Origin of the sequence: Vagococcus fluvialis (assembly GCF_048815235.1) — a bacterium.
Taxonomy (GTDB): domain Bacteria; phylum Bacillota; class Bacilli; order Lactobacillales; family Vagococcaceae; genus Vagococcus.
The window spans coordinates 63,286-83,263 of the sequence record NZ_JBMEAO010000006.1; the positions used below are offsets into that span (position 1 = coordinate 63,286).

Below are 19,978 nucleotides of genomic sequence, written 5' to 3' on the forward strand. Positions count from 1 at the left end.
AGAGATTGTAGTACAAGCTCTCTTACTTATACTACAATCTCCTTTTTATTTATGGTCTGTGTCAAAAACAATTGTCACTGGTCCATCATTCTCTAAAGCAACTTTCATATGCGCTCCAAATTGACCTTCTTCAACATCTAAGTCATATCCTCTTAATTGTTCATTAAAATACTCATACAATCTTAAGGCTTCATCTGGATGAGCTGATTTAGTAAAACTTGGACGATTACCTTTTTTAGTATCAGCTAGTAGCGTAAACTGAGAAATAGATAACACTCTTCCTGATACTTGATGAATGTCTAAATTCATTTTGCCTTCTGTATCTTCAAAAATACGTAACCCGTTTATTTTTTTAGCTAAGTAATCAGCCTCTTTTTCAGTGTCACCTTCTGCCACACCCACAAGAAGAACATAGCCTGTGCCAATCTTACCTATTATTTCTCCATCCACAGTTACTTGCGCTTGATTAACTTTTTGTAAAACAACTTTCATGAATACGCTCCTTTACCCATTCGTACGACGTACACTATATACTTCTGGAACAGCTTTTATTTTATCCACAATTTGTTCTAAATGGCTTAAATTTTGAATTCCTAAAGTTAAATGAATAACCGCCATTTTATTTTTAGCTGGTCTTGCTTCAACACCAACAAGTTTTTTCGTTTGAGAATTAACAACTAACAATACATCGTTTAAAAGTCCCGTACGATTATAGCCATAAATCTCCAAGTCAGCATTGTAATCTTGATTGCCACTTGCTGCAGTATCTTCCCACTCAACTTCTATTTGACGTTGTTGTTCTTCTTCTGAGCTATTTACCATATTAGGACAATCTTTACGGTGAATAGACACACCGCGCCCTTTAGTAATATACCCCACAATTTCATCTCCAGGAACGGGATTACAACAACGACTAATACGAACTAATAAATTATCAGCTCCTTGAATAACGATACCACCTTCATGGCGAATCTTCATTTTATTAGGGTCTTTTTTCTGAACAGGTTGTTTCATCAACTCTTCTGCTTCTTCTTGTTGTTTTTTGACACCACGTTCTTTTCGTTCTTTTTCAGTTAAACGGTTATAAACAACTTGAGTCGTTACTTCTCCAAAACCAATCGAAGCAAATAAATCATCTGCTGTTTGATAGTTAAAACGCTCTAGGGCATCAGCTATCTTTTCTTTAGTTAAGAAATCTTTTGGTGCAAAGTCATTATCTAACAGATAACGCTCTAACATGGTGCGACCTTTTTCAATATTTTCATCACGATCTTTATCTTTAAAGAATCGTTTGATTTTATTTTTAGCACGACTCGTTGCTACCAAATTAACCCAGTCTCGACTTGGACCAAATGAATTAGCTGAAGTTAAGACTTCGATGATATCGCCATTTTTCAGTTTATAATCAAGAGGAACCATCTTACCATTAACTTTAGAACCCGTTGTTTTATTACCTACTTCAGTATGGATATTGTAGGCAAAGTCTAACGGACCAGAGCCCTTAGGTAGTTCTGTGACATCTCCTTTTGGTGTAAAGACGTAAACTTTATCACTAAAAATTTCACCTTTGACATTGTCCATAAATTCTGATGCATTATAGTTTTCATCTTGTAACTCGATAATTTCACGTAATAAACTAATTTGATTCGCATTTTTATCGTCTTGTTTTTCAGTTTTACCTTCTTTATAAGCCCAGTGAGCTGCCACACCAAATTCAGCTATTTCATGCATTTCATGAGTTCTAATTTGGATTTCAATTGGATTTCCACTTGGTCCAATAACTGTTGTATGAAGAGATTGATACATGTTATTTTTAGGAACTGCAATATAGTCTTTAAATCGGCCCGGTAGTGGCTTCCATTTCGTATGAATAGCTCCTAAAACAGCGTAACAATCTTTTATTGAATCCACTAAAACACGAATCGCTAATAAATCATAAATTTCAGCAAACTCTTTTTTCTTGTCTTTCATTTTACGATAAATTGAGTAGATATGTTTTGGTCGACCATAAATCTCAGCATCAATCCCAAGATCCTCAGTCGCTTCTTTAATTTCATCAACTGTTTGATTAACATACATCTCACGTTCACCGCGTTTTGAATTCATTAGGTGAACAATACGATAATATTGTCTAGGATTTAAATAACGTAACGAACGGTCTTCAAGTTCCCATTTAATCAAACTAATCCCTAAACGATGCGCTAATGGTGCATAAATTTCTAAGGTTTCTTTAGCAATTCGGCGCTGTTTGTCTTCTCTTAAATGGTTTAATGTTCTCATATTATGAACTCTGTCGGCTAATTTAACCATGATAACACGTAAATCTTGAGACATAGCTAATAACATTTTACGGTGATTTTCAGCTAATTGCTCTTCATGAGATTTGTATTTAATTTTACCTAATTTGGTTACACCATCTACTAACATAGCAACATCAGGTCCAAATTCTTCTCTTAAATCTTCTAAAGTTACTTCAGTGTCCTCAACTACGTCATGTAAAAATCCAGTTGCTACAGTATGAGGGTCCATTCTAAGTTCGGCTAAAATCCCTGCTACTTGAATAGGATGAACAATATAAGGTTCTCCTGATTGTCTAAATTGTTCGGCATGAGCTTTTGTTGCGTAGTCACATGCTTTTTGTACAAACTCAACATGTTCTGGACCCATATATTCTGATACCATTTGAATGACTTCTTTATCGGTTAATACTTTTTCTTTTGGCATATGACTCCTCCTTTTATTTATAGAAAAAGAGACTGACTCAAAAGAGCTAGCCTCTTTTTATTAATGTTAGCTAATTGCTTCCATTCTCTTGATTAGATTAAACTAATTATACTCACTTTATTTTAGTATTTCAATCATTTACAACAAGAGTTTCAGTATCTTTCCTAAAAACATTCTTAATTATCTTTGAATGTCTTTTCTTTTATGTTATCATACTTTGAAATAACTAATATCTTATTATTTAGGAGTGAAAAAATGACTGAAAAGGACTTATCTCATCTAACTACTTTATTGGATGATGTAGACTCACAAACATTCAGTGCTTTTTTTAAATTAATGTCTAAAGAAATCAGATTTCAATTAATTTATTTATTAGCTCATGAAGGTAAATTGTGTGTCTCTGATTTAGCAACTTTAGTAAATTCTTCTGTTGCCACAACCTCACATCACTTACAAATTTTAAAAAAAAATAACCTAATAAAAAGTGAACGTGATGGTAAACAAATCATGTATTACACTGACCATCCTAAAATTATGCATTTTGTTCATATTGGTCTTGATTTTACTCATATATCTTAATTCGAAAGGATTCTTCACATGACAAAACATCAACTTAATTTTCGCATAGCTTTATACGGTATTTTATTAAGCTCTTTAATTGGGGGCATTTCCTTTGTGTTCATTTTTCTTGAGAGTAACTTGTCTCATCAATTATGGGGAGCCATTCAGGGAAATATTCTCTTATCTTTTATTGCTTGTCTTATAGGTGGTTTAATTATTGGCTTACTCAAGCATAAATGGGGAAATTACCCACATGTAGCTCATCATACTATTTCAGAATTAAAAGCTAATCTAACAATAGATTACAGACCTGTTTTTAAAAATTTAACCGTAGCTCTTTTTATTTTAATTTTCGGTGCTGGTGTTGGACCTGAGGCTGCTTTATTAAGTTCAATCGTGATGCTTTCTGTTTGGCAGGCTGATAAATTACGTTATCTATTTTTCAATCAAGATACATTTATAACCCTAACTGTTAAAGAAAAACTTAGACGCATGTTTCATCCGACTGAGTATATTGTAACTTACAGCCAAGACAAAGCTTCAAATCATCCTAAAGCAAAACGTGTGAATATCATTATTAATACCCTATTTACTTTTAACGGTTTATTTTCATTTACTTTTTTAATGAAACTAACAGAACAACCCTCTTTTATTAGTCATATGGGGGTATCTAACTGGCATCTGAAAGAACTTATTCTTTTGATTCCATTGATGATTATTGGTATTGCCTTTGGTAAAGCCTACCTTCTACTAAAAAAACAGATGCAAAAATGGTTTAATTTTTGGCAAGATCAACCTATCAAAAAAACTTTACTTGGGTCTGTCGCTATCTTTTTAGTTTCTCTTTCTCTACCAAGCTTAATGTTTTCTGGCCAGACAAGCCTTGGCATGGTTCCAGAAAAATATTTCCAATATTCTTTCTTATTCTTAGTTGGATTAGTTATCTTAAAATTAGTTTTTCTCGAGATTTGTTTAAACACTGGATGGGTTGGAGGAGACATTTTCCCTATCGTTTTTGCTTCTATTCTTTTAGGATTTAGCTTAACACATTTATTCAGTGGTTTTGATGTTGTCTTTATCGCTGCTGTAACAGCTACTGCTATGGGAATTACCATACTAAAATCTCCTATTGGTATTTCCTTATTTATTGCTCTATTTTTCCCATTAAACATCTTCCCTATTATTCTTTTAGTAGGTGCCTGTTTTATGGTTCAAAAAAAGGTGATGGCTCCTAAAAATGCTTAACAAAAAACCACAACATCAATTCATTAAAAATTGATGTTGTGGTTTTTATTTATTTTTCTAATCCTTCAATTTCATTTCGAATCGTTAACATTTCTTCTTCCATCATGGTAATAATTTTAGAAGCTGCTTCCAATCTATCACTTAAGTTATGGTCAATTTCTGCTTCTTTATATCTTAGTCCATGCTCTAAACTTGCCCAATAATCCATAGCAATGGTTCTAAATTGAATTTCAACTTTCACTTTTCTTGTTTCTTTAAAAAAGAAAACAGGGATTTCTAAAATAACATGTAAACTTCTATAACCACTTGGTTTTGGATGCTCTATATAGTCTTTTACTTCAAGAATATTAATATCTGACTGATGACTTAAAGAATTTAAAATCATATAAATATCATCCACATAAGAACAAATTACTCTAATTCCTGCTACATCTGCTAATTCTTCTTCCACAATTGCTTTTGAAAAGGACAAATCTTTTCTATCTAATTTTTTTACGATACTATTTAATGTTTTAACACGACTTTGAATCTGATGAATCATATCATTTCTTCCCACAATATTTGAACCTGATAACTCACGGTTAATAATTCTTAGCTTAGTTTCTACTTCATCTATTGCTGACTGATAATAGATAATTAATTTTTTATAGATTTCAAAAGCTCCAATATAACTGTTTTCTTTTGGGTTATCATTATTAATTAATTTGATTAATTCATTTGATGAAAATTCCATACCACTTCACTCCGGTCTTTTATTCACTTCATTCAATATACAGTGATTTTATGAATTTTAAAAGACTTTTTAACAAAAAAAACAAGCTAACTTATTAAAATTAACTTGTTCTTTTACATATTTAATTTAAAAGCTCCCACTGATAACTCATTGCTGATAAAGCATATAGAGGAGCTGTTTCTGCTCGTAATATTCTAGGTCCTAAACCACAAAGGATGGCATTATTTTTTTCAAATTCTTTGATTTCATCAGGTGCAATGCCTCCTTCTGGACCAAAAATTATCAATACTTTATCATTTTTTGATACTGTCTGAAGTGCTTTAACTAAACTTTTAGTTTCGCCTTCTTTAGCTGATTCTTCATAAGCCACTAAAATCTTATCGTAATCTGCTAGTTGAGTGATTAGTTGTTTAAATGATGGTAACAGCTCAATTGCTGGCACTTTTTGACGATGAGATTGTTCAGCCGCCTCTTTAACAATTTTTTCAAAGCGAGGTACTTTTTTAGTTAATTTTTTTTCATCCCACTTAGCTACTGACGTTTTTCCTGGAAATCCAATTAATTTTGTCATACCTAATTCCGTTGCTTTTTGAGCCACAAACTCTAATTTATCGCCTTTAGTATAGGCACAAGCAACAGTAACATCATAGGGTAATTCTTTTTCTTGATTTTCTTTTTTGATTTCTTTAAAAACGAGCTTATCTTCAGATATTTCAACTAATTCGCCAACAACAGCAATAGAATTTTCAAAAGTCAGAAAACACTCTTCTCCAACTTTCATGCGCATCACATGGGCTGCATGGTGGTAGTCGTCTCCCGTTAGATAAATCATTTCTCCTTCAGAATAATTATCCTTTATAAAATAACGCTGCATTGCCTAATCCTCAGTAACTTTCTTAATAATGAAAGCTAACCAGTCTTTTTGTTGGAATCTTTGGTCTACCTCAAATCCATTAGCATATAAAACTTCTAACACACTTGCTTCTTTGTCTTCAATAATGCCTGAAATAATAAACGTTCCATTGTCATTCAAACAACGATACGCATCGGGAATTAATTCAATAATAATATCTGCTAGAATATTAGCGACAATCACATCTGCTCTTTTATCAATTCCAACTAATAAATTATTTGCATCCACAATCACATCTTTAGCAATTGGATTTAAATTCATATTTTCTTTAGCAGAAGCTACTGCAACGTCATCTAAGTCATAAGCATAAACAGTTTCTGCTCCTAAGCACTTACTTGCAATACTTAAAATGCCTGAACCTGTTCCCACATCAATTACTGTTTCACCACCTCGTAAAACAACCTCTAAAGCTTGAAGTGTTAAACGTGTTGTTGGGTGTGTCCCTGTTCCAAATGCCATTCCTGGGTCTAACTTCATGACATGCTCATCAGCTGAATGAGGTGTGTATTCTTGCCATTCAGGAACGATTGTTAAATAACGAGAAATATTAACAGGATGGTAATATTTTTTCCAAGCTGTTGCCCAGTCATTTTCTACCACTTCTGATGTTTCAATTGTTTTTTCTCCAACTTCTAAACCAAAGTCTTCTAATTGGTTAACTCTTAGCTCAACAGTTGGCAAAATTTCTGGTAAAAAGACAGTTTCTGGGAAGTAAGCAATAACTTTTGCGCCTTCTTTAATATGGTCAAATGTTTCAATATCTAAGATTTCACCAAAGGCATCACTTTCAAAATTAAGAGCATCTAACGAGTCTTCAATCGCAACGCCATTAGCTCCTGCTTCCATTAAAATATTTGAGACAGCTTCCACTGCTTCGCTTGTTGTTAAGACTGATACTTGATTCCACTTCATTATTTTTTGCCTCTTTCACTAATATTTTGGATACGATACAAATTGATGTGATTCAATAACTGAGATGCGGTTGTCAAATTCCTCTTGATTCCAGTTTAACTCAAAAACTTCAATCGTCTCATCTTCTAAAAAGTCTAATAAATCACTTTGTCCTTCAACTAATACTTCATTTAAGTATGTGGCAAACGTACGTAACCACTCTCTTGATAATCCTTTTTTACGGTCAAATTTAATTTCTGTTAAGTACTCATCTTCTGGAATAACATCTGATTCATTAGCGAAAAATAAAATGGCATCTTCAAATTCGATGACTTCTTCTTCACTAACAATCCCTTCTTCGTCTTCAATACTTTCTTGATCTTTATTTTCAGCAAACAAAGCAACTAAAACTTCAAATTGATGTTTCTTAGGATTCCAATCAATAGCAAAATCAGCTTCTGTAATATGTTTTTCAAGTTCTTTTTCTAATACTTCTAAGACATTTTCTTTTTTCATTTTTTTCTCTCTTTTTCTTTTATTTGGATGTCCTTATCATACCGAAAACACAAGGCTTTGCCAATGGAAAGATATGTTATAATGAACAAAATAACTTTAGGAGGGAAATTATGCAAAAACCATTAGCTTATCGAATGAGACCCACAACGATTGATGAAATTGTTGGACAACAACATTTAGTAGGTGAAGGAAAAATCATTCGCCGAATGGTCGAAGCAAAGATGCTTTCTTCTATGATTTTATACGGACCTCCTGGAACTGGAAAAACAAGTATCGCAAGTGCTATTGCTGGATCTACTAATTACGCCTTTAGAATGCTCAACGCTGCGACTGATACTAAAAAAGACTTACAGGTTGTTGTGGAAGAAGCCAAAATGAGTGGAACCGTCATCCTATTATTAGATGAAGTTCATCGTTTAGATAAACCCAAACAAGACTTTTTATTACCTCATTTAGAAAATGGTCGAATTGTAATGATTGGAGCAACAACGGAAAATCCTTACATTGCCATTAATCCAGCTATTAGAAGTCGTTCTCAAATATTCGAAGTCAAAGCACTTACCGAAGATGACATTGAAACAGCTGTTCATAGAGCTTTGGAAGATAAAGAAAAAGGGTTAGGTAATCTGCCAATTGAGATGTCTTCTGAGGCCTTACTACATTTAAGCCGAGCTACTAATGGGGATCTTAGAAGCGCTTTAAACGGATTAGAGTTAGCCAGTAAATCAACTCCTGTTTCTGATGATAAAAAAATCCATCTAACATTAGACATCTTGGAAGAATGTATCCAGAAAAAAGCCTTTTCTCATGACAAAGATGGTGATGCTCATTATGATGTCATCTCAGCTTTTCAAAAATCAATTCGTGGAAGTGATGTAGATGCTGCTCTTCACTATTTAGCTCGCCTAATTGAAGCAGGTGAGTTGTTAATTGCCTGTCGTAGGTTACTTGTAATCGCCTATGAAGATATTGGACTTGCCAATCCTGGAGCTTGTTCAAGAACTGTCTCAGCAGTTCAAGCAGCTGAAAAATTAGGTTTTCCTGAAGCCAGAATTCCCTTAGCCCAATGTGTGGTTGATCTTTGTCTATCACCTAAATCTAACTCTGCTTATTTAGGAATTGATGCGGCTCTTGCTGATATTAGAATGGGTAATATTGGAGAAGTACCAGATCATCTAAAAGACAGTCATTATCAAGGCGCTAAAGAATTAGGTCGAGGAGTTGATTACAAATACCCTCACGACTTCCCAGGTGGTTGGATTAAACAAAGTTATCTACCTCAAAAAATAAAAAATAGACGTTACTATTCACCAAAAGAAACTGGTAAGTATGAAAGAGGTCTAGCTCAGAGATTAATTCAAATTGAAGATGCAAAAAAATAATTTTTAACCTCCTTATAATTGAGTAATCCGCTTTCTTGTGTTAAGATACATGTATAGAGAATATCTGTGATGTACGTCGTACTCCCATTAGTGTTGACCGAACAAATAATTTTACCTTGGGAATTAACCAGATATTATGAAAAACAAGCCTTATCACTTGGTAGTTTGACATAATACTAACGATTCCCACCTGCATAAAAGGCGGGTTCAACCAAACTGAGTACATAACGGCATCGACGGATATTTTTTTATTTTGGGGTTTGCTAAATCAGCAAATGCCTTTTTTTATTTCTAAAATTTAAAGATTATCCTTTATTTTTTACATTTATTTAGATGGGATTGTGATATAATTGATACAAATACTTCTATTTTTGTTTAGTTTAATCCTAATTATTCTCGGTTGGTACTTCAAAAAGCACCTAACTGATTTAATAATCGTTTTTAAAGAAGCTAACAAACAAAACATTAACAACATGGCCACTACATTACTTGTTTTAGGTGTAATTGGCCTAGTACTGAGTCTATTTTTAGCCACTAAAGTAACTGCTTTATTTTTTATTTCAATGGTTTTAATATCCTCAGCATTTTTTTCCATTCGTCTTTCAAAAAATATGAAATAGAAGGTCATAGAAAGGGTGTTACATCATGTTAAAAGAATACGATAAAATTCTAGTTGCAATTGACGGGTCTAGTGAATCTGAGCAAGCTTTTAAAAAGGCTGTTCAAGTAGCTAAACGAAATAACTCAATCTTGTACGTAGCTCACGTCATCGACATTAGAGCTTTTGAATCAGTTTCTAGCTTTGATGAAAACTTAGCGGAAGAAGCAACAAAAGTTGCCCGAGAGACTCTTGATGACTACTTAGCATATGCAAAAGAACACGGTATTAAAGACATCTATCCAGTTATTGAGTACGGTGCCCCAAAAACAGTTATCTCTAAACAACTTCAAAAAGACTATAAAATTGATTTGATTATGTTAGGAGCAACAGGTTTAAACGCGATGGAACGAATTTTAATTGGTTCTGTTTCAAGTTATGTCGCTCGTCATGCTCATTGTGACGTTTTAATTGTTAGAACAGATGTTAATAATCAACTATTACCAAAAGAAAAAAAATAAGACTAAAAAAGAGGCTCCTTTTTCAGGAACCTCTTTTCTTATGTCTTATTTTTTTAACGCTTCAACGTCACGAGCAATCATTAATTCTTCATCAGTTGGAATTAAGAATACTTTAACTTTAGAATCATCAGTTGAAATCACACGTTCGTCACCACGAACATTGTTTTTCTCGTCATCGATTTCACAACCAAACCAGCTAATGCCATTGATGATTGCTTTACGCATGTTAATGTCATTTTCACCAATACCTGCTGTAAAGACAATAGCATCTACACCGTTCATTACTGAAATGTAGCTACCAATGTATTTACGTACACGGTCAGCAAAAATTTCTAATGCTAATTTAGCAGATTCTTCTTCAGAGTTTTCTAAGTCACGCATATCACTTGATACACCTGATAAACCTAAAAGTCCTGATTCTTTATTTAAAATGTTAATCATGTCTTTAATATCAGTTAATTCTAATTTTTCCATTAAGTATTGTAATAATGAAGGATCAATATCGCCTGAACGAGTTCCCATTGTTACACCTGCAAGTGGAGTGAATCCCATTGATGTATCAACTGATTTACCGCCGTCAACAGCAGTAATAGAAGCACCATTACCTAAGTGACAAGTAATAATTTTAGTTTCTTCAGCAGGTTTACCTAACATATCAATAGCTCTTTCAGAAACATAACGATGACTTGTTCCGTGAGCTCCGTATTTACGAGCACCAAATTCTTCATAATATTTTTGATCAATGCTGTATAAGTAGTTTACTGCTGGCATTGTTGTATGGAAAGAAGTATCAAATACCGCAACGTTTAATGTATGTGGTAATACTTTTTCAAATACGCGAACTACTTGAGCTTCAGCTGGATTATGTAATGGAGCAAAGTCTGATAAATCTTCAATTGTTTTTAATACATCAGCATCAATAATAATTGACTCTTTAAAATGCTCTCCACCAGCAACAACACGGTGGCCAGCTCCTGTAATTTCTTCGTAAGAACCAATAATGTTAAGTTCTAATAATTGTTCTAATAACATGTTAATAGCAAGTTCATGGTTAGGAATATCTTGAACTAATTCAAATTTTTGACCTTCTCCATGTTTGATTGTAAAGATTGAATCGTTTAAACCAATTCTTTCCACGATTCCTTGAGCGATAACTGTTTCTTCTGGCATTACATATAATTGCCATTTTAAACTTGAACTACCTGCATTAATTGCAATTGTTTTTGACATGATTTTTTTCTTCCTTTTCTATTTAATATTAGACTCGCGCCAAGCACGAAATTCATTAATAAATGTTAATACTGATTGAGTTTCTTTTAAAGAAGGCAATTCGGCTAATAAAACTTCTTTAGCTTGTTTAGAATTCTCACCCTTATTTTGAACAATCAGAATTGACTTGCCAAGACTTTTTTGACTAAATAAAGAACTTGGTAATTGTAGCACTGCTTGTAAGTATACCTCATTCTTTAACCAATTTGTTAAAAAAGAAGCTTGTTCAGTTTCCAAAAGATTACTTGGGACTAAAAACAGACCGAATCCATCCTCTTTCACGTGTTTCATTGCTTTTTCCATCAACACATGGTGAGCATAACTATGACCTTGATCTGCCGCTATTTGATAATCCATTACTTTTTCATCAAACGGATAATAACCAATAGGTAAATCTGATAAAGCAAAATCAACTGGATCAATTAATAACGGATCGATACTATCTTGGTGATGAAGCTCTGCTGTAAGTTCTAACCATTCTTTATTAACTGCAGCAACACTAAGCAAGGTATCATCTACGTCAACACCAAATCCTTTTGTTTTTCTGTTAGCTAAATTAAGATTAGTCATCACTGTATACAACAAATTACCTGTCCCTACAGCTGGATCAAACAAAGTAATAAGTTCTTCTTTACTCGCAAGTTGTTCCAAAATGTAGACAAATAAAAAACCAATGCCATCTGGCGTCAGTTGATGATTAGCTTGAACTGTTTCTTTCATCGATCCTTTCAAGAGTACCAATTGTGTTATTTTTCGTCGTTCCTCTTGATTTAATGATAAAACTGAAAGTTCTTCATATAGCTCTTCAATTTTTTTAACTTCTTCTTTTGAAGGGACTCCATCAACAACACGAACTCTTTTTCCATCTAAAAGATTTTCATTGTTTTCAATGTAGGCATCAAAAAAAGATGTGTCTAGAGCAACTTGTAAACTCTCAATTGATTCAAGTAAAAGTTGAAAGCCCTTTTCTACGTCAGTCTGTGACAATAGCTCCACCTCTTCCATTTGCTTTAACAAAATATCTATCACTTTTTTATTCTATCTAAAAAAACCGAATAATTCAAGATATAGATATCATAAAAAGGCGAGATTACTTAATAATCTCACCTTTTACTTGAAATATTTTTGAAGCTCGTTCGTTTATACTGGTTACTCAAACTAGTCTCTACTAAAAATTTATCTGGTATTTCTGTTTTACTCCAAATAGAAACACCTAAATTAAAGGAGATCCTCTGATCCTCATTTTGATCATAGTCAATACATTCTAATCCCATCTCTTCCATAGCCTTAACTAAGTAATAGTCTCTTGTATTTACTAACATTTCACGACGGCTAAAGTAATCTTGTGTCACAAATAAAAGGAGGCAAGTGAACATAAGAAGGATAGCTAATATTGGAAATAAAATACCTCCTTTCTTATTATTCAGGAAAGAAAAAGTAAGTATACCTCTTTTCTTCAAGTGTCGTCACCTCCATTTGAATCATGTCACCATCTCCCAAAAAGTTAACTTTTTTAACCTCAGTCATGATTGGCTGATGGCCAGTTTTACTCGTTGTTTTTCGAATCATTTTTTCGTATTGTTCAAAAATAACCTCCACTTTTTCTTTTTCTTGTAACTCGCTAAACACCAGTTTATTATGGCGAATTTTCTCAAATTCTAACTCTTCCATTTCATTTTCCATTTGAATTTTACCTATTTGAACTTCCAAATAATTCGATTCCTTCAAATATTCCTCCATTGTCATAAAACTATTTAAAAAAGGTTGTAGAAATAGGAGTAAACTCATTAAAACAACTAATGCTAATAAAGCTTCTAACAGTGTGAAACCTTTTGTTTTCAAGGTATTATCTCTATCTCTATCTCTAACGATTGAAATTCACTCTCAATTCTTATATTTTCTTTTTCCCAATTAACTATCTCTATTCCCAATGATTCTGCTTTTTCTTCAATGTCTTTCTCACGATGAATGGAACGACTTGTCATACTTGACATTTCATAAAGTAAAATCGCCATCTCTAGTTCTTCTTCACAGCGCTTATTTTCAGATAACATAAAAACAATTCCACCAAATATAAATAAAACACCCGATACAACAACAACCATCGCTACCATGGTTTCCAATAATAAAAAACCTTTATAAGGCTCTTTCACGGCGTATCACCTTTCCACTTCCTAATTGAAACTGATACTCAATAACTTTTTTATTCAAGTGGTCTTCTAATTTTATAACTCTAATCTCTTTAATATTTCCTGATTTACCTAAAAATTCAATTTTTTCACTGGACCGTAATTTTAAAGGGGCTTTGACTTCCATTATATCTTGTCTGTGTTCACCGTGATGATAATAAGTAAAAACAAATCTCTGTGGGACAATCAATTGATCTATGGCGCTGTCATTAACTTCGATGATGGCACTTTGATGGGTTTGCTGAATTTTTCTTTCTAATTGATTAAAAAATAAGCTTACCTCCGTTTGTTCTTTCCATGATTTAATACCTAATATTGGAACTATTAAAGAAACAGTTACGCACATTAAAACCAATAAACTTTCTAAGAGGGTAAAACCGTGATGTTTAAAAGAAACTTTCATTATTTCACACTAATACCAATATCTGTCGCTTTTTCTTTTTGTTCTTCTGAGATATAATCACCCTCATATAAATCATCTAAGCTACCAGGTCTTTGGTTATTGTCTAAGTAATACATTTCACACTGCGTCTCAATTACCTTGGTTAAGGCTGCGTCTCCCTGTTCATTAATATGAGTTGTTTGTTTAACTAGATTCGGTACAAACAAAACCATTAAAACGGCAATTACAAATAACACAATCAACATCTCGATTAACGTGAATCCTTGATTCTTTTTCTTGTTTTTTTTCAATATAATCCCCCCATCCCTTTATAAATTGGTAATAATAACGCACTGTAAACAGAAATGATTAACACGGCAATAAATACAAACATTAAAGGTTGAACAATACGTATTTTATTCTCCGCTAGTTTCATTAAATATGTCCATTCCCTTCTTCCATATATTAGTAACTCCTTTCCTAGGTCTCCTTTCACTTCTCCTTGTAATAAAATTAAATTCAGTTCAGGTTTTAAAAATTGCCATTCCTGAATCGGACCATTGATAGTAATTCCATTTTCTAATTGCTGCTCTATTGTTTGAGCCATTTCTTGCATTAGTTGTGTGTATCCTTGTTGATTCATTACTAGTAGAACTTCCCTGAACTCCATTCCTTGAGTTAATAATTTTCCCCACTCAGTTGCAAAAAGTGACGTGTAATATGACATACAAAATTTTCTAACTACTGGCACTCTGCTCCACCAGTTCGCTTTTTCAATAGCTGTTTTATGAGAAAAATATACTTTTCCTAGTAAATAAACACATAAAGCTATTAGAAAAATTGACAATATAATCATTGGACTATTCTCTACTAACACTAATCCCCAATTTTTGTCTTCTGATAAAGAATACAAATCTGATAATTGAGGTAATATATAAGTTTTCATCCCTACGATAACACCAAACAAAAATGTTAGTAAAATAACGGGATAACTACCTACTTTTATTAATTGATTTTTTTGTTTCTCTTGGTCAGACATCTGTTGAGACATTCTATCCAAAGTACTTACTATGTCACCATGAACTTCTGCAAAAGTTAATTGTGCTTGTTGTGACTCATTTAGATTTAATAAGGATAGAGTCTTTGCTAATGATTTACCTTTTAATAGATATTTTTTCATCAGTTTAATCTCACTTTTTCTTTTAGGTGTTACCATCTTTAAAAATGACAAACTTTGTTCCATATCGAATCCATTAGATAACAACTCTGAAAGAAGATTTAGAAAATCTTTAGTCTCCTTCTTACTAAAATGACTAATGGTAAAAATCGAATACTTTTTGACTAATAACACGTTTTTTATAGGCTTCTTCCAAACTTTTTTCCCAATTAGTTTCCTCCCCATTTATAAAAAAATCATATAAAACACCGTATTGTTTATTTTCTGTTGTTTGAAGTAATTCTTGGTAAATAACACCACACAAACATTGATCTAACTCAATACTTGGAATATTAAAATCAAGTAATCTTAATCGAACACTTTCCTTATTTGACGCATGAATGGTTGAAAAAACCATATGTCCTGTTAAAGCTGCCCTAACTACTATTTTGGCCGTTTCTTGATCTCTTATTTCTCCTACAATCAATACATCTGGTCGATGTCTTAAACAGACTTTAACCAACTCTTCATAAGATAAATCAATTTTTTCATTTACTTGAAACTGTAAAAAAGAACTATGCTCAATCTCTACAGGGTCTTCAATCGTTATTATTTGTTGCCTCCTTTCTTCATATAGTTGATTAGCTAGTTCATACATGGTTGTTGATTTTCCTGCACCTGTCGGACCTGAGAATAAATACAATCCTTTTTTATTTATCAACGACGTTAGTTGCTGTTGTTGTGATGGTAAAATATAACGACATCTCAAAGGTGTTTCCTTTTGATGTAGAAACCGAATAACCAAAGTTTCTCTATTTTGATAATCTGCTACACTCGATAGTCTGACTCTCAGTTGTTTTTCTTTTACTTTTATTGTGGCACTCCCTGTTTGTGTCTTTCTTTTTTCTGCAATATCCATTCCGCCAAGATATTTTAAATAGAGAATTAATTTTTCTCCAATCTTTTTATCTACCACTTGATAACTCTCAATTTCATGATGATACCGATACGTTAACTCATATTTTTCTCCAGTTGGAAACAGATATAAATCACTTGCTTGAGTTTGAAATCCTTTTTTAAGTAAACTTTTGACAACTTTTTTTACATCCATTTCTTCCCCTCTCTTTCTACTAATAATATTCGAGAAAAAACAAAAAATTATATTAACTAATTAGTTTTTTCTTGGAAATCAATAATTAGTTTGTGCTATACTCAATGTACTTAATTTTGGAGGAATACATATGATAGTTAATTTATTTAACCCCATTTACCGCCAAGGAAAACAAGCTAAAATAGGTATTTCTTGGACCGTTTTCTTTTTCGGACCTTTCCCTGCCCTTTTTAGAGGTGACTGGAAGTGGTTTTTAATTATGATTTTAGCTGACTCGTTTACCTTAGGCTTATCTCATTGGGTATTTATTTTCTTGTATAATAAACTATATTTAACCGATTTATTAGCTAAAGGTTACGTACCAAATGACCCTTTTAGTGAACAAGCTCTTATTTCAAAAGGATACTTTGTACCAAGATATCACTATGAAGATACTTCTAGTGACTATGACTTTGATGATATGGATTTTTAAATACAAAAAAAGAGGCTAACCATTTTTTGGTTAGTCTCTTTTTTTGTATTCTTTTTACATATCAGCTGACGTATAAACATCAGATACATCGTCATCATCTTCAAGAACATCAATAATACCTTCTAAAATCTCTTGTTGTTCTTCCGTTAATTCAGTTACCATTTGTGGAACCATCGTCAACTCTGCTTGAGCTAATTCATAACCCTCTTTTTCTAAGGCATCGCGAACATCTGCAAAGTCACTTGCTTCTGTATAAATTTCAAATACTTCTTCACTTGCTTCTAACTCTTCTCCACCAGCTTCTAAAACACTCATTAACATTGTATCTTCGTCTACATCTAAACCTTCACGAACAATTGCTATATAGCCTTTACGATCAAACATATAAGCAACAGAACCTGTTTCTCCTAATGAGCCACCATTTTTATTAAAAGCTACTCTGACATTTGTTCCAGTACGATTTTTATTATCTGTTAAAGCATGAACTAAAATAGCTACGCCAGCCGGTCCATAACCTTCGTATACTACTTCATCGTAATTGTCGCCTTCACCTGCTGTAGTTGCTTTTTTAATAGCACGTTGCACATTATCATTTGGCATATTAGCAGCTTTTGCTTTATCTAAAACTAATCTAAGAGAAGGATTTGAAGCTGGATCAGGTCCACCACTTTTAGCTGCCATATAGATTTCACGAGATAATTTTTGGAAAATTTTACCACGTTTAGCATCTTGAGCACCTTTTCTTTGTTTAATGTTATTCCACTTTGAATGTCCTGCCATTTAAATCCCTTCTTTCATAAAATTTACTTACAATCGTATTTTATCACAGTTAAGACATAACCAATACATTACTATTTCTTTTTGCCTGTTTTCTTTCTATTTAGCCATAGATAATAAATCGTTAGTAAGATACAAGCTAAAAAAGCGCCTGAACTGTCCAACATCACATCTTGAAACAACGGACTACGCCCTCCTGTTAACATTTGATGAAATTCATCCATCGCAGCATATCCAGTCGCACCTAACCAAGCATACAGAAAAGAAATGCCAACCTGTTTAACTCGTGGATTTAGTCCTAAAAATAAGCTACCACCTAAAATAAAATAAGTCACAAAATGAGCTGCTTTTCTAATAAAAAATTCAACAAATTTAAAATATCCGCTTGCTTCAATACTCACTGGAGATCCACCATATAAAAAAGAAACATTTGAGAGACTATCTTTAAAGGGTTCATTCTTTAATAATTTTTCTAGTAGTGAGATTGAACTTTGTTGTTCATATGTTTGAGAGGAACTATAAAATAAAATCCCCATCATCAGAAATGCTATAACAATATAAGCATTACCATTTTTAAATTGCTTGCTCAACTAAACCCCTCCTTAATCCCTATTTATCGTACCTTGTCTGTTATAAATTATCAAATCATTTCTGATTAAAACAACTTAGTGTATAATAGTAATAATCAACTGAAGGGAGTTACACACATGAAATATGCAATTAAATGGGATTTAGATTCATTATTTGAAGGTGGGATTGATTCTCAAGAATTATCAGCTCGCTTAATTCTTTTAGACGATCAAATCAAAGATTACACACGCTTAGTAGGTAAATGGGATACTGAAAAAGATGCGCCACATTTTCTTTTCTTAGAATCTATCATTGCTTTACAAGAACTAGTACAAAATGGATTCGGGCAAACAATCAGCTTTGTGAATGCGATACAATCAGCTGATGTTAATAATAAAAAAGCTGGTACAATGTTAGCTGGACTTTTTACAAAATCAACAGACTTTGAAAATGCAAACGTTGTATTTACTAAAAAATTAACAGCTATGCCTGAGAAGACATGGGAACAACTTCTAGCATCTGAAACAGCTCAAAAACAAGGAATCGCTTTTGTTTTAAACGAAACACGTGAACAAGGAAAACGTTTATTAAGTGAAAACGAAGAAAATATCATCAATCAATTATCAACTGACGGTTTCAATGCTTGGAGCTCACATTACGATACATTAGTAGCTCAAATTAACATTCCTTTCACAGAAGCTGATGGATCTGAAGTTAACCTTTCAGCTGGACAAGCTTTTAATAAAATGATGGGAGACGCTGATCCTAAAGTTCGTGCTGAATTATTTGAAAAATGGGAACAAGCATGGTCAGAGAAAGCTCCATTATTTGCGGATACACTAAACCATTTAGATGGCTTCCGTTTAACAGCCAACAAATTACATGGGATTACCAATCATCTACAAGTTCCTTTAGAGTACAACCGTATGAAAGAAGAAACATTAAACGCTATGTGGGGAGCAATCTCTAATAACAAACAGCCATTTGTTGACTTTTTACAACGTAAAGCACAATTATTTGGTAAAGAAAAGATGGAATGGCAAGACCAAGATGCGCCAATTATTTTAGGAGACTTCAAAGAAAAACGTTATACATTTGATGAAGCAGCTGACTTTATTGTTGAAAACTTTAATAAATTCAGTCCTAAAATGGCAGATTTTGCTCAAATGGCTTTTGATAAGAGTTGGATTGAAGCTGAAGACAGACCTGGTAAACGTCCAGGCGGTTACTGTACAAGCTTACCTGAAAATAAAGAATCTCGTATTTTTATGACTTACGGAGAATCAATTAATGAAGTATCGACATTAGCTCATGAATTAGGACATGCTTATCATTCACACGTTATGTGGGATCTACCTGCAATGAGTCAAGATTATGCTATGAACGTGGCAGAAACAGCTAGTACCTTTGCTGAACTAATCGTTGCTGACGCTACTTTAAAACAAGCAGCAACTGATGAAGAAAAAATCAATTTAATTGATGTTAAAATGCAAAATGCCATTGCTATGTTTATGAATATTCATACTCGTTTTATTTTTGAAAATAATTTACATGAAGCTAGAAAAGAAAATGTCTTAACAGATGAAGAAATTACTGAGTTAATGTTAGCTGCTCAAAAAGAATCATATTGTGATTCTTTAGGCTCTTACCACCCTCATTTCTGGGCAAGTAAACTACATTTCTTCATTGATGATGTTCCTTTCTATAACTTCCCATATACGTTTGGTTACCTATTTAGTTTAGGTATTTATGCTCACGCTCAAAAACAGGGAGCTTCATTTGAAGATAAATACATTGATTTATTAAGAGATACTGCTTCAATGACGACTGAAGACTTAGCTGAAAAACACTTAGGTATCGATTTAACAAAACCTGACTTTTGGCAAGATGGTATCAACATCATTAAACAAGACATTGAAGAATTCCTTACAATTACAGAAAAATATATCTAAGCAAAAAACCTTGTTG

At 32.9% G+C, this 19,978-nt stretch carries 23 protein-coding genes and 1 other RNA gene; 7 read left to right on the forward strand and 17 right to left on the reverse strand.

The features are described 5' to 3' along the window. Nucleotides 1–45: 45 nt before the first annotated feature. The gene (gene dtd, locus ACODH8_RS05250) at nt 46–492 is read right to left on the reverse strand and encodes a D-aminoacyl-tRNA deacylase (protein ID WP_420517602.1); all 447 of its coding nucleotides are present in this window, start codon (nt 490–492) and stop codon (nt 46–48) included. 12 nt (nt 493–504) lie between these two features. Further along, nucleotides 505–2,724 (reverse strand): bifunctional (p)ppGpp synthetase/guanosine-3',5'-bis(diphosphate) 3'-pyrophosphohydrolase, encoded by a 2,220-nt coding sequence (locus ACODH8_RS05255; protein ID WP_332465974.1) that lies wholly within the window; start codon nt 2,722–2,724, stop codon nt 505–507. A 255-nt stretch (nt 2,725–2,979) separates the two neighbouring features. Between ACODH8_RS05255 and ACODH8_RS05260 the strand changes: the two genes are divergently transcribed. Further along, nucleotides 2,980–3,303 carry a metalloregulator ArsR/SmtB family transcription factor gene (locus ACODH8_RS05260; RefSeq protein ID WP_332465975.1) on the forward strand — a complete coding sequence of 108 codons (324 nt, stop codon included), beginning with the start codon at nt 2,980–2,982 and terminating at the stop codon, nt 3,301–3,303. An 18-nt stretch (nt 3,304–3,321) separates the two neighbouring features. Beyond that, a complete protein-coding gene (locus tag ACODH8_RS05265) occupies nt 3,322–4,530 on the forward strand; it encodes a chloride channel protein (protein WP_420504321.1) in 1,209 nt (402 codons plus the stop codon). A 49-nt stretch (nt 4,531–4,579) separates the two neighbouring features. On the opposite strand, the gene ACODH8_RS05270 is transcribed toward ACODH8_RS05265, so the two are convergent. From ACODH8_RS05270 to ACODH8_RS05285, 4 genes are all read right to left on the reverse strand, one after another. Beyond that, nucleotides 4,580–5,263 carry a (p)ppGpp synthetase gene (locus tag ACODH8_RS05270; RefSeq protein ID WP_332465977.1) on the reverse strand — a complete coding sequence of 228 codons (684 nt, stop codon included), beginning with the start codon at nt 5,261–5,263 and terminating at the stop codon, nt 4,580–4,582. Between the two features lie 121 nt (nt 5,264–5,384). Further along, nucleotides 5,385–6,137 (reverse strand): 16S rRNA (uracil(1498)-N(3))-methyltransferase, encoded by a 753-nt coding sequence (locus tag ACODH8_RS05275; protein ID WP_420517603.1) that lies wholly within the window; start codon nt 6,135–6,137, stop codon nt 5,385–5,387. A gap of 3 nt (nt 6,138–6,140) precedes the next feature. Further along, nucleotides 6,141–7,088, reverse strand: coding sequence for a 50S ribosomal protein L11 methyltransferase (prmA, locus tag ACODH8_RS05280; RefSeq protein WP_332465979.1), 948 nt, complete (start codon nt 7,086–7,088; stop codon nt 6,141–6,143). A gap of 18 nt (nt 7,089–7,106) precedes the next feature. Then, nucleotides 7,107–7,583 (reverse strand): DUF3013 family protein, encoded by a 477-nt coding sequence (locus ACODH8_RS05285; RefSeq protein ID WP_420517604.1) that lies wholly within the window; start codon nt 7,581–7,583, stop codon nt 7,107–7,109. A gap of 110 nt (nt 7,584–7,693) precedes the next feature. Here ACODH8_RS05285 and ACODH8_RS05290 point away from each other — a divergent pair, with 110 nt between their 5' ends. The 3 genes from ACODH8_RS05290 to ACODH8_RS05300 all read left to right on the forward strand — a co-directional run bounded on the left by ACODH8_RS05290 (nt 7,694) and on the right by ACODH8_RS05300 (nt 10,084). Next, a complete protein-coding gene (locus ACODH8_RS05290; RefSeq protein WP_332465981.1) occupies nt 7,694–8,965 on the forward strand; it encodes a replication-associated recombination protein A in 1,272 nt (423 codons plus the stop codon). Between the two features lie 58 nt (nt 8,966–9,023). Beyond that, a non-coding RNA gene (gene ssrS, locus ACODH8_RS05295) (6S RNA) lies at nt 9,024–9,212 on the forward strand. A 398-nt stretch (nt 9,213–9,610) separates the two neighbouring features. Continuing rightward, complete coding sequence (locus ACODH8_RS05300) at nt 9,611–10,084, forward strand: universal stress protein (RefSeq protein ID WP_332465982.1); 474 nt, start codon at nt 9,611–9,613, stop codon at nt 10,082–10,084. 45 nt (nt 10,085–10,129) lie between these two features. Here ACODH8_RS05300 and ACODH8_RS05305 read toward each other — a convergent pair whose 3' ends face one another. The 9 genes from ACODH8_RS05305 to comGA form a co-directional block, all read right to left on the reverse strand. Continuing rightward, a complete protein-coding gene (locus ACODH8_RS05305) occupies nt 10,130–11,314 on the reverse strand; it encodes an acetate kinase (protein WP_332465983.1) in 1,185 nt (394 codons plus the stop codon). An 18-nt stretch (nt 11,315–11,332) separates the two neighbouring features. Continuing rightward, the gene (locus ACODH8_RS05310; RefSeq protein ID WP_420517605.1) at nt 11,333–12,340 is read right to left on the reverse strand and encodes a class I SAM-dependent methyltransferase; all 1,008 of its coding nucleotides are present in this window, start codon (nt 12,338–12,340) and stop codon (nt 11,333–11,335) included. Nucleotides 12,341–12,456: 116 nt separating this feature from the next. Next, nucleotides 12,457–12,813 (reverse strand): competence type IV pilus minor pilin ComGG, encoded by a 357-nt coding sequence (gene comGG / locus ACODH8_RS05315; protein ID WP_332465984.1) that lies wholly within the window; start codon nt 12,811–12,813, stop codon nt 12,457–12,459. Beyond that, nucleotides 12,773–13,195, reverse strand: coding sequence for a competence type IV pilus minor pilin ComGF (gene comGF / locus ACODH8_RS05320; RefSeq protein ID WP_420517606.1), 423 nt, complete (start codon nt 13,193–13,195; stop codon nt 12,773–12,775). The genes comGG and comGF overlap by 41 nt, the downstream gene beginning before the upstream one ends. Continuing rightward, nucleotides 13,192–13,506: a hypothetical protein gene (locus tag ACODH8_RS05325; protein WP_420504318.1), complete on the reverse strand. Its 315-nt coding sequence runs from the start codon at nt 13,504–13,506 to the stop codon at nt 13,192–13,194. The genes comGF and ACODH8_RS05325 overlap by 4 nt, the downstream gene beginning before the upstream one ends. Then, the gene (gene comGD, locus ACODH8_RS05330; protein ID WP_332465987.1) at nt 13,490–13,945 is read right to left on the reverse strand and encodes a competence type IV pilus minor pilin ComGD; all 456 of its coding nucleotides are present in this window, start codon (nt 13,943–13,945) and stop codon (nt 13,490–13,492) included. Before comGD ends, ACODH8_RS05325 begins: the two co-directional genes overlap by 17 nt. Continuing rightward, entirely contained in the window at nt 13,945–14,235 is a 291-nt protein-coding gene (comGC, locus tag ACODH8_RS05335; RefSeq protein ID WP_332465988.1) for a competence type IV pilus major pilin ComGC, read from the reverse strand. The genes comGD and comGC overlap by 1 nt, the downstream gene beginning before the upstream one ends. Further along, complete coding sequence (comGB, locus tag ACODH8_RS05340; protein WP_332465989.1) at nt 14,232–15,275, reverse strand: competence type IV pilus assembly protein ComGB; 1,044 nt, start codon at nt 15,273–15,275, stop codon at nt 14,232–14,234. Before comGB ends, comGC begins: the two co-directional genes overlap by 4 nt. Beyond that, entirely contained in the window at nt 15,238–16,191 is a 954-nt protein-coding gene (gene comGA / locus ACODH8_RS05345; protein ID WP_420517607.1) for a competence type IV pilus ATPase ComGA, read from the reverse strand. The genes comGB and comGA overlap by 38 nt, the downstream gene beginning before the upstream one ends. Before the next feature lie 130 nt (nt 16,192–16,321). Between comGA and ACODH8_RS05350 the strand changes: the two genes are divergently transcribed. Next, the gene (locus ACODH8_RS05350; RefSeq protein ID WP_332465990.1) at nt 16,322–16,663 is read left to right on the forward strand and encodes a hypothetical protein; all 342 of its coding nucleotides are present in this window, start codon (nt 16,322–16,324) and stop codon (nt 16,661–16,663) included. Between the two features lie 54 nt (nt 16,664–16,717). On the opposite strand, the gene ACODH8_RS05355 is transcribed toward ACODH8_RS05350, so the two are convergent. Then, on the reverse strand, nt 16,718–17,443 hold the full coding sequence (locus ACODH8_RS05355) for a YebC/PmpR family DNA-binding transcriptional regulator (protein WP_332465991.1): 726 nt from the start codon (nt 17,441–17,443) through the stop codon (nt 16,718–16,720). 71 nt (nt 17,444–17,514) lie between these two features. Next, nucleotides 17,515–18,030 (reverse strand): VanZ family protein, encoded by a 516-nt coding sequence (locus tag ACODH8_RS05360; protein WP_332465992.1) that lies wholly within the window; start codon nt 18,028–18,030, stop codon nt 17,515–17,517. A gap of 117 nt (nt 18,031–18,147) precedes the next feature. Between ACODH8_RS05360 and ACODH8_RS05365 the strand changes: the two genes are divergently transcribed. Further along, nucleotides 18,148–19,962 carry a M3 family oligoendopeptidase gene (locus ACODH8_RS05365; RefSeq protein WP_332465993.1) on the forward strand — a complete coding sequence of 605 codons (1,815 nt, stop codon included), beginning with the start codon at nt 18,148–18,150 and terminating at the stop codon, nt 19,960–19,962. The last annotated feature ends 16 nt before the right edge of the window (nt 19,963–19,978 follow it).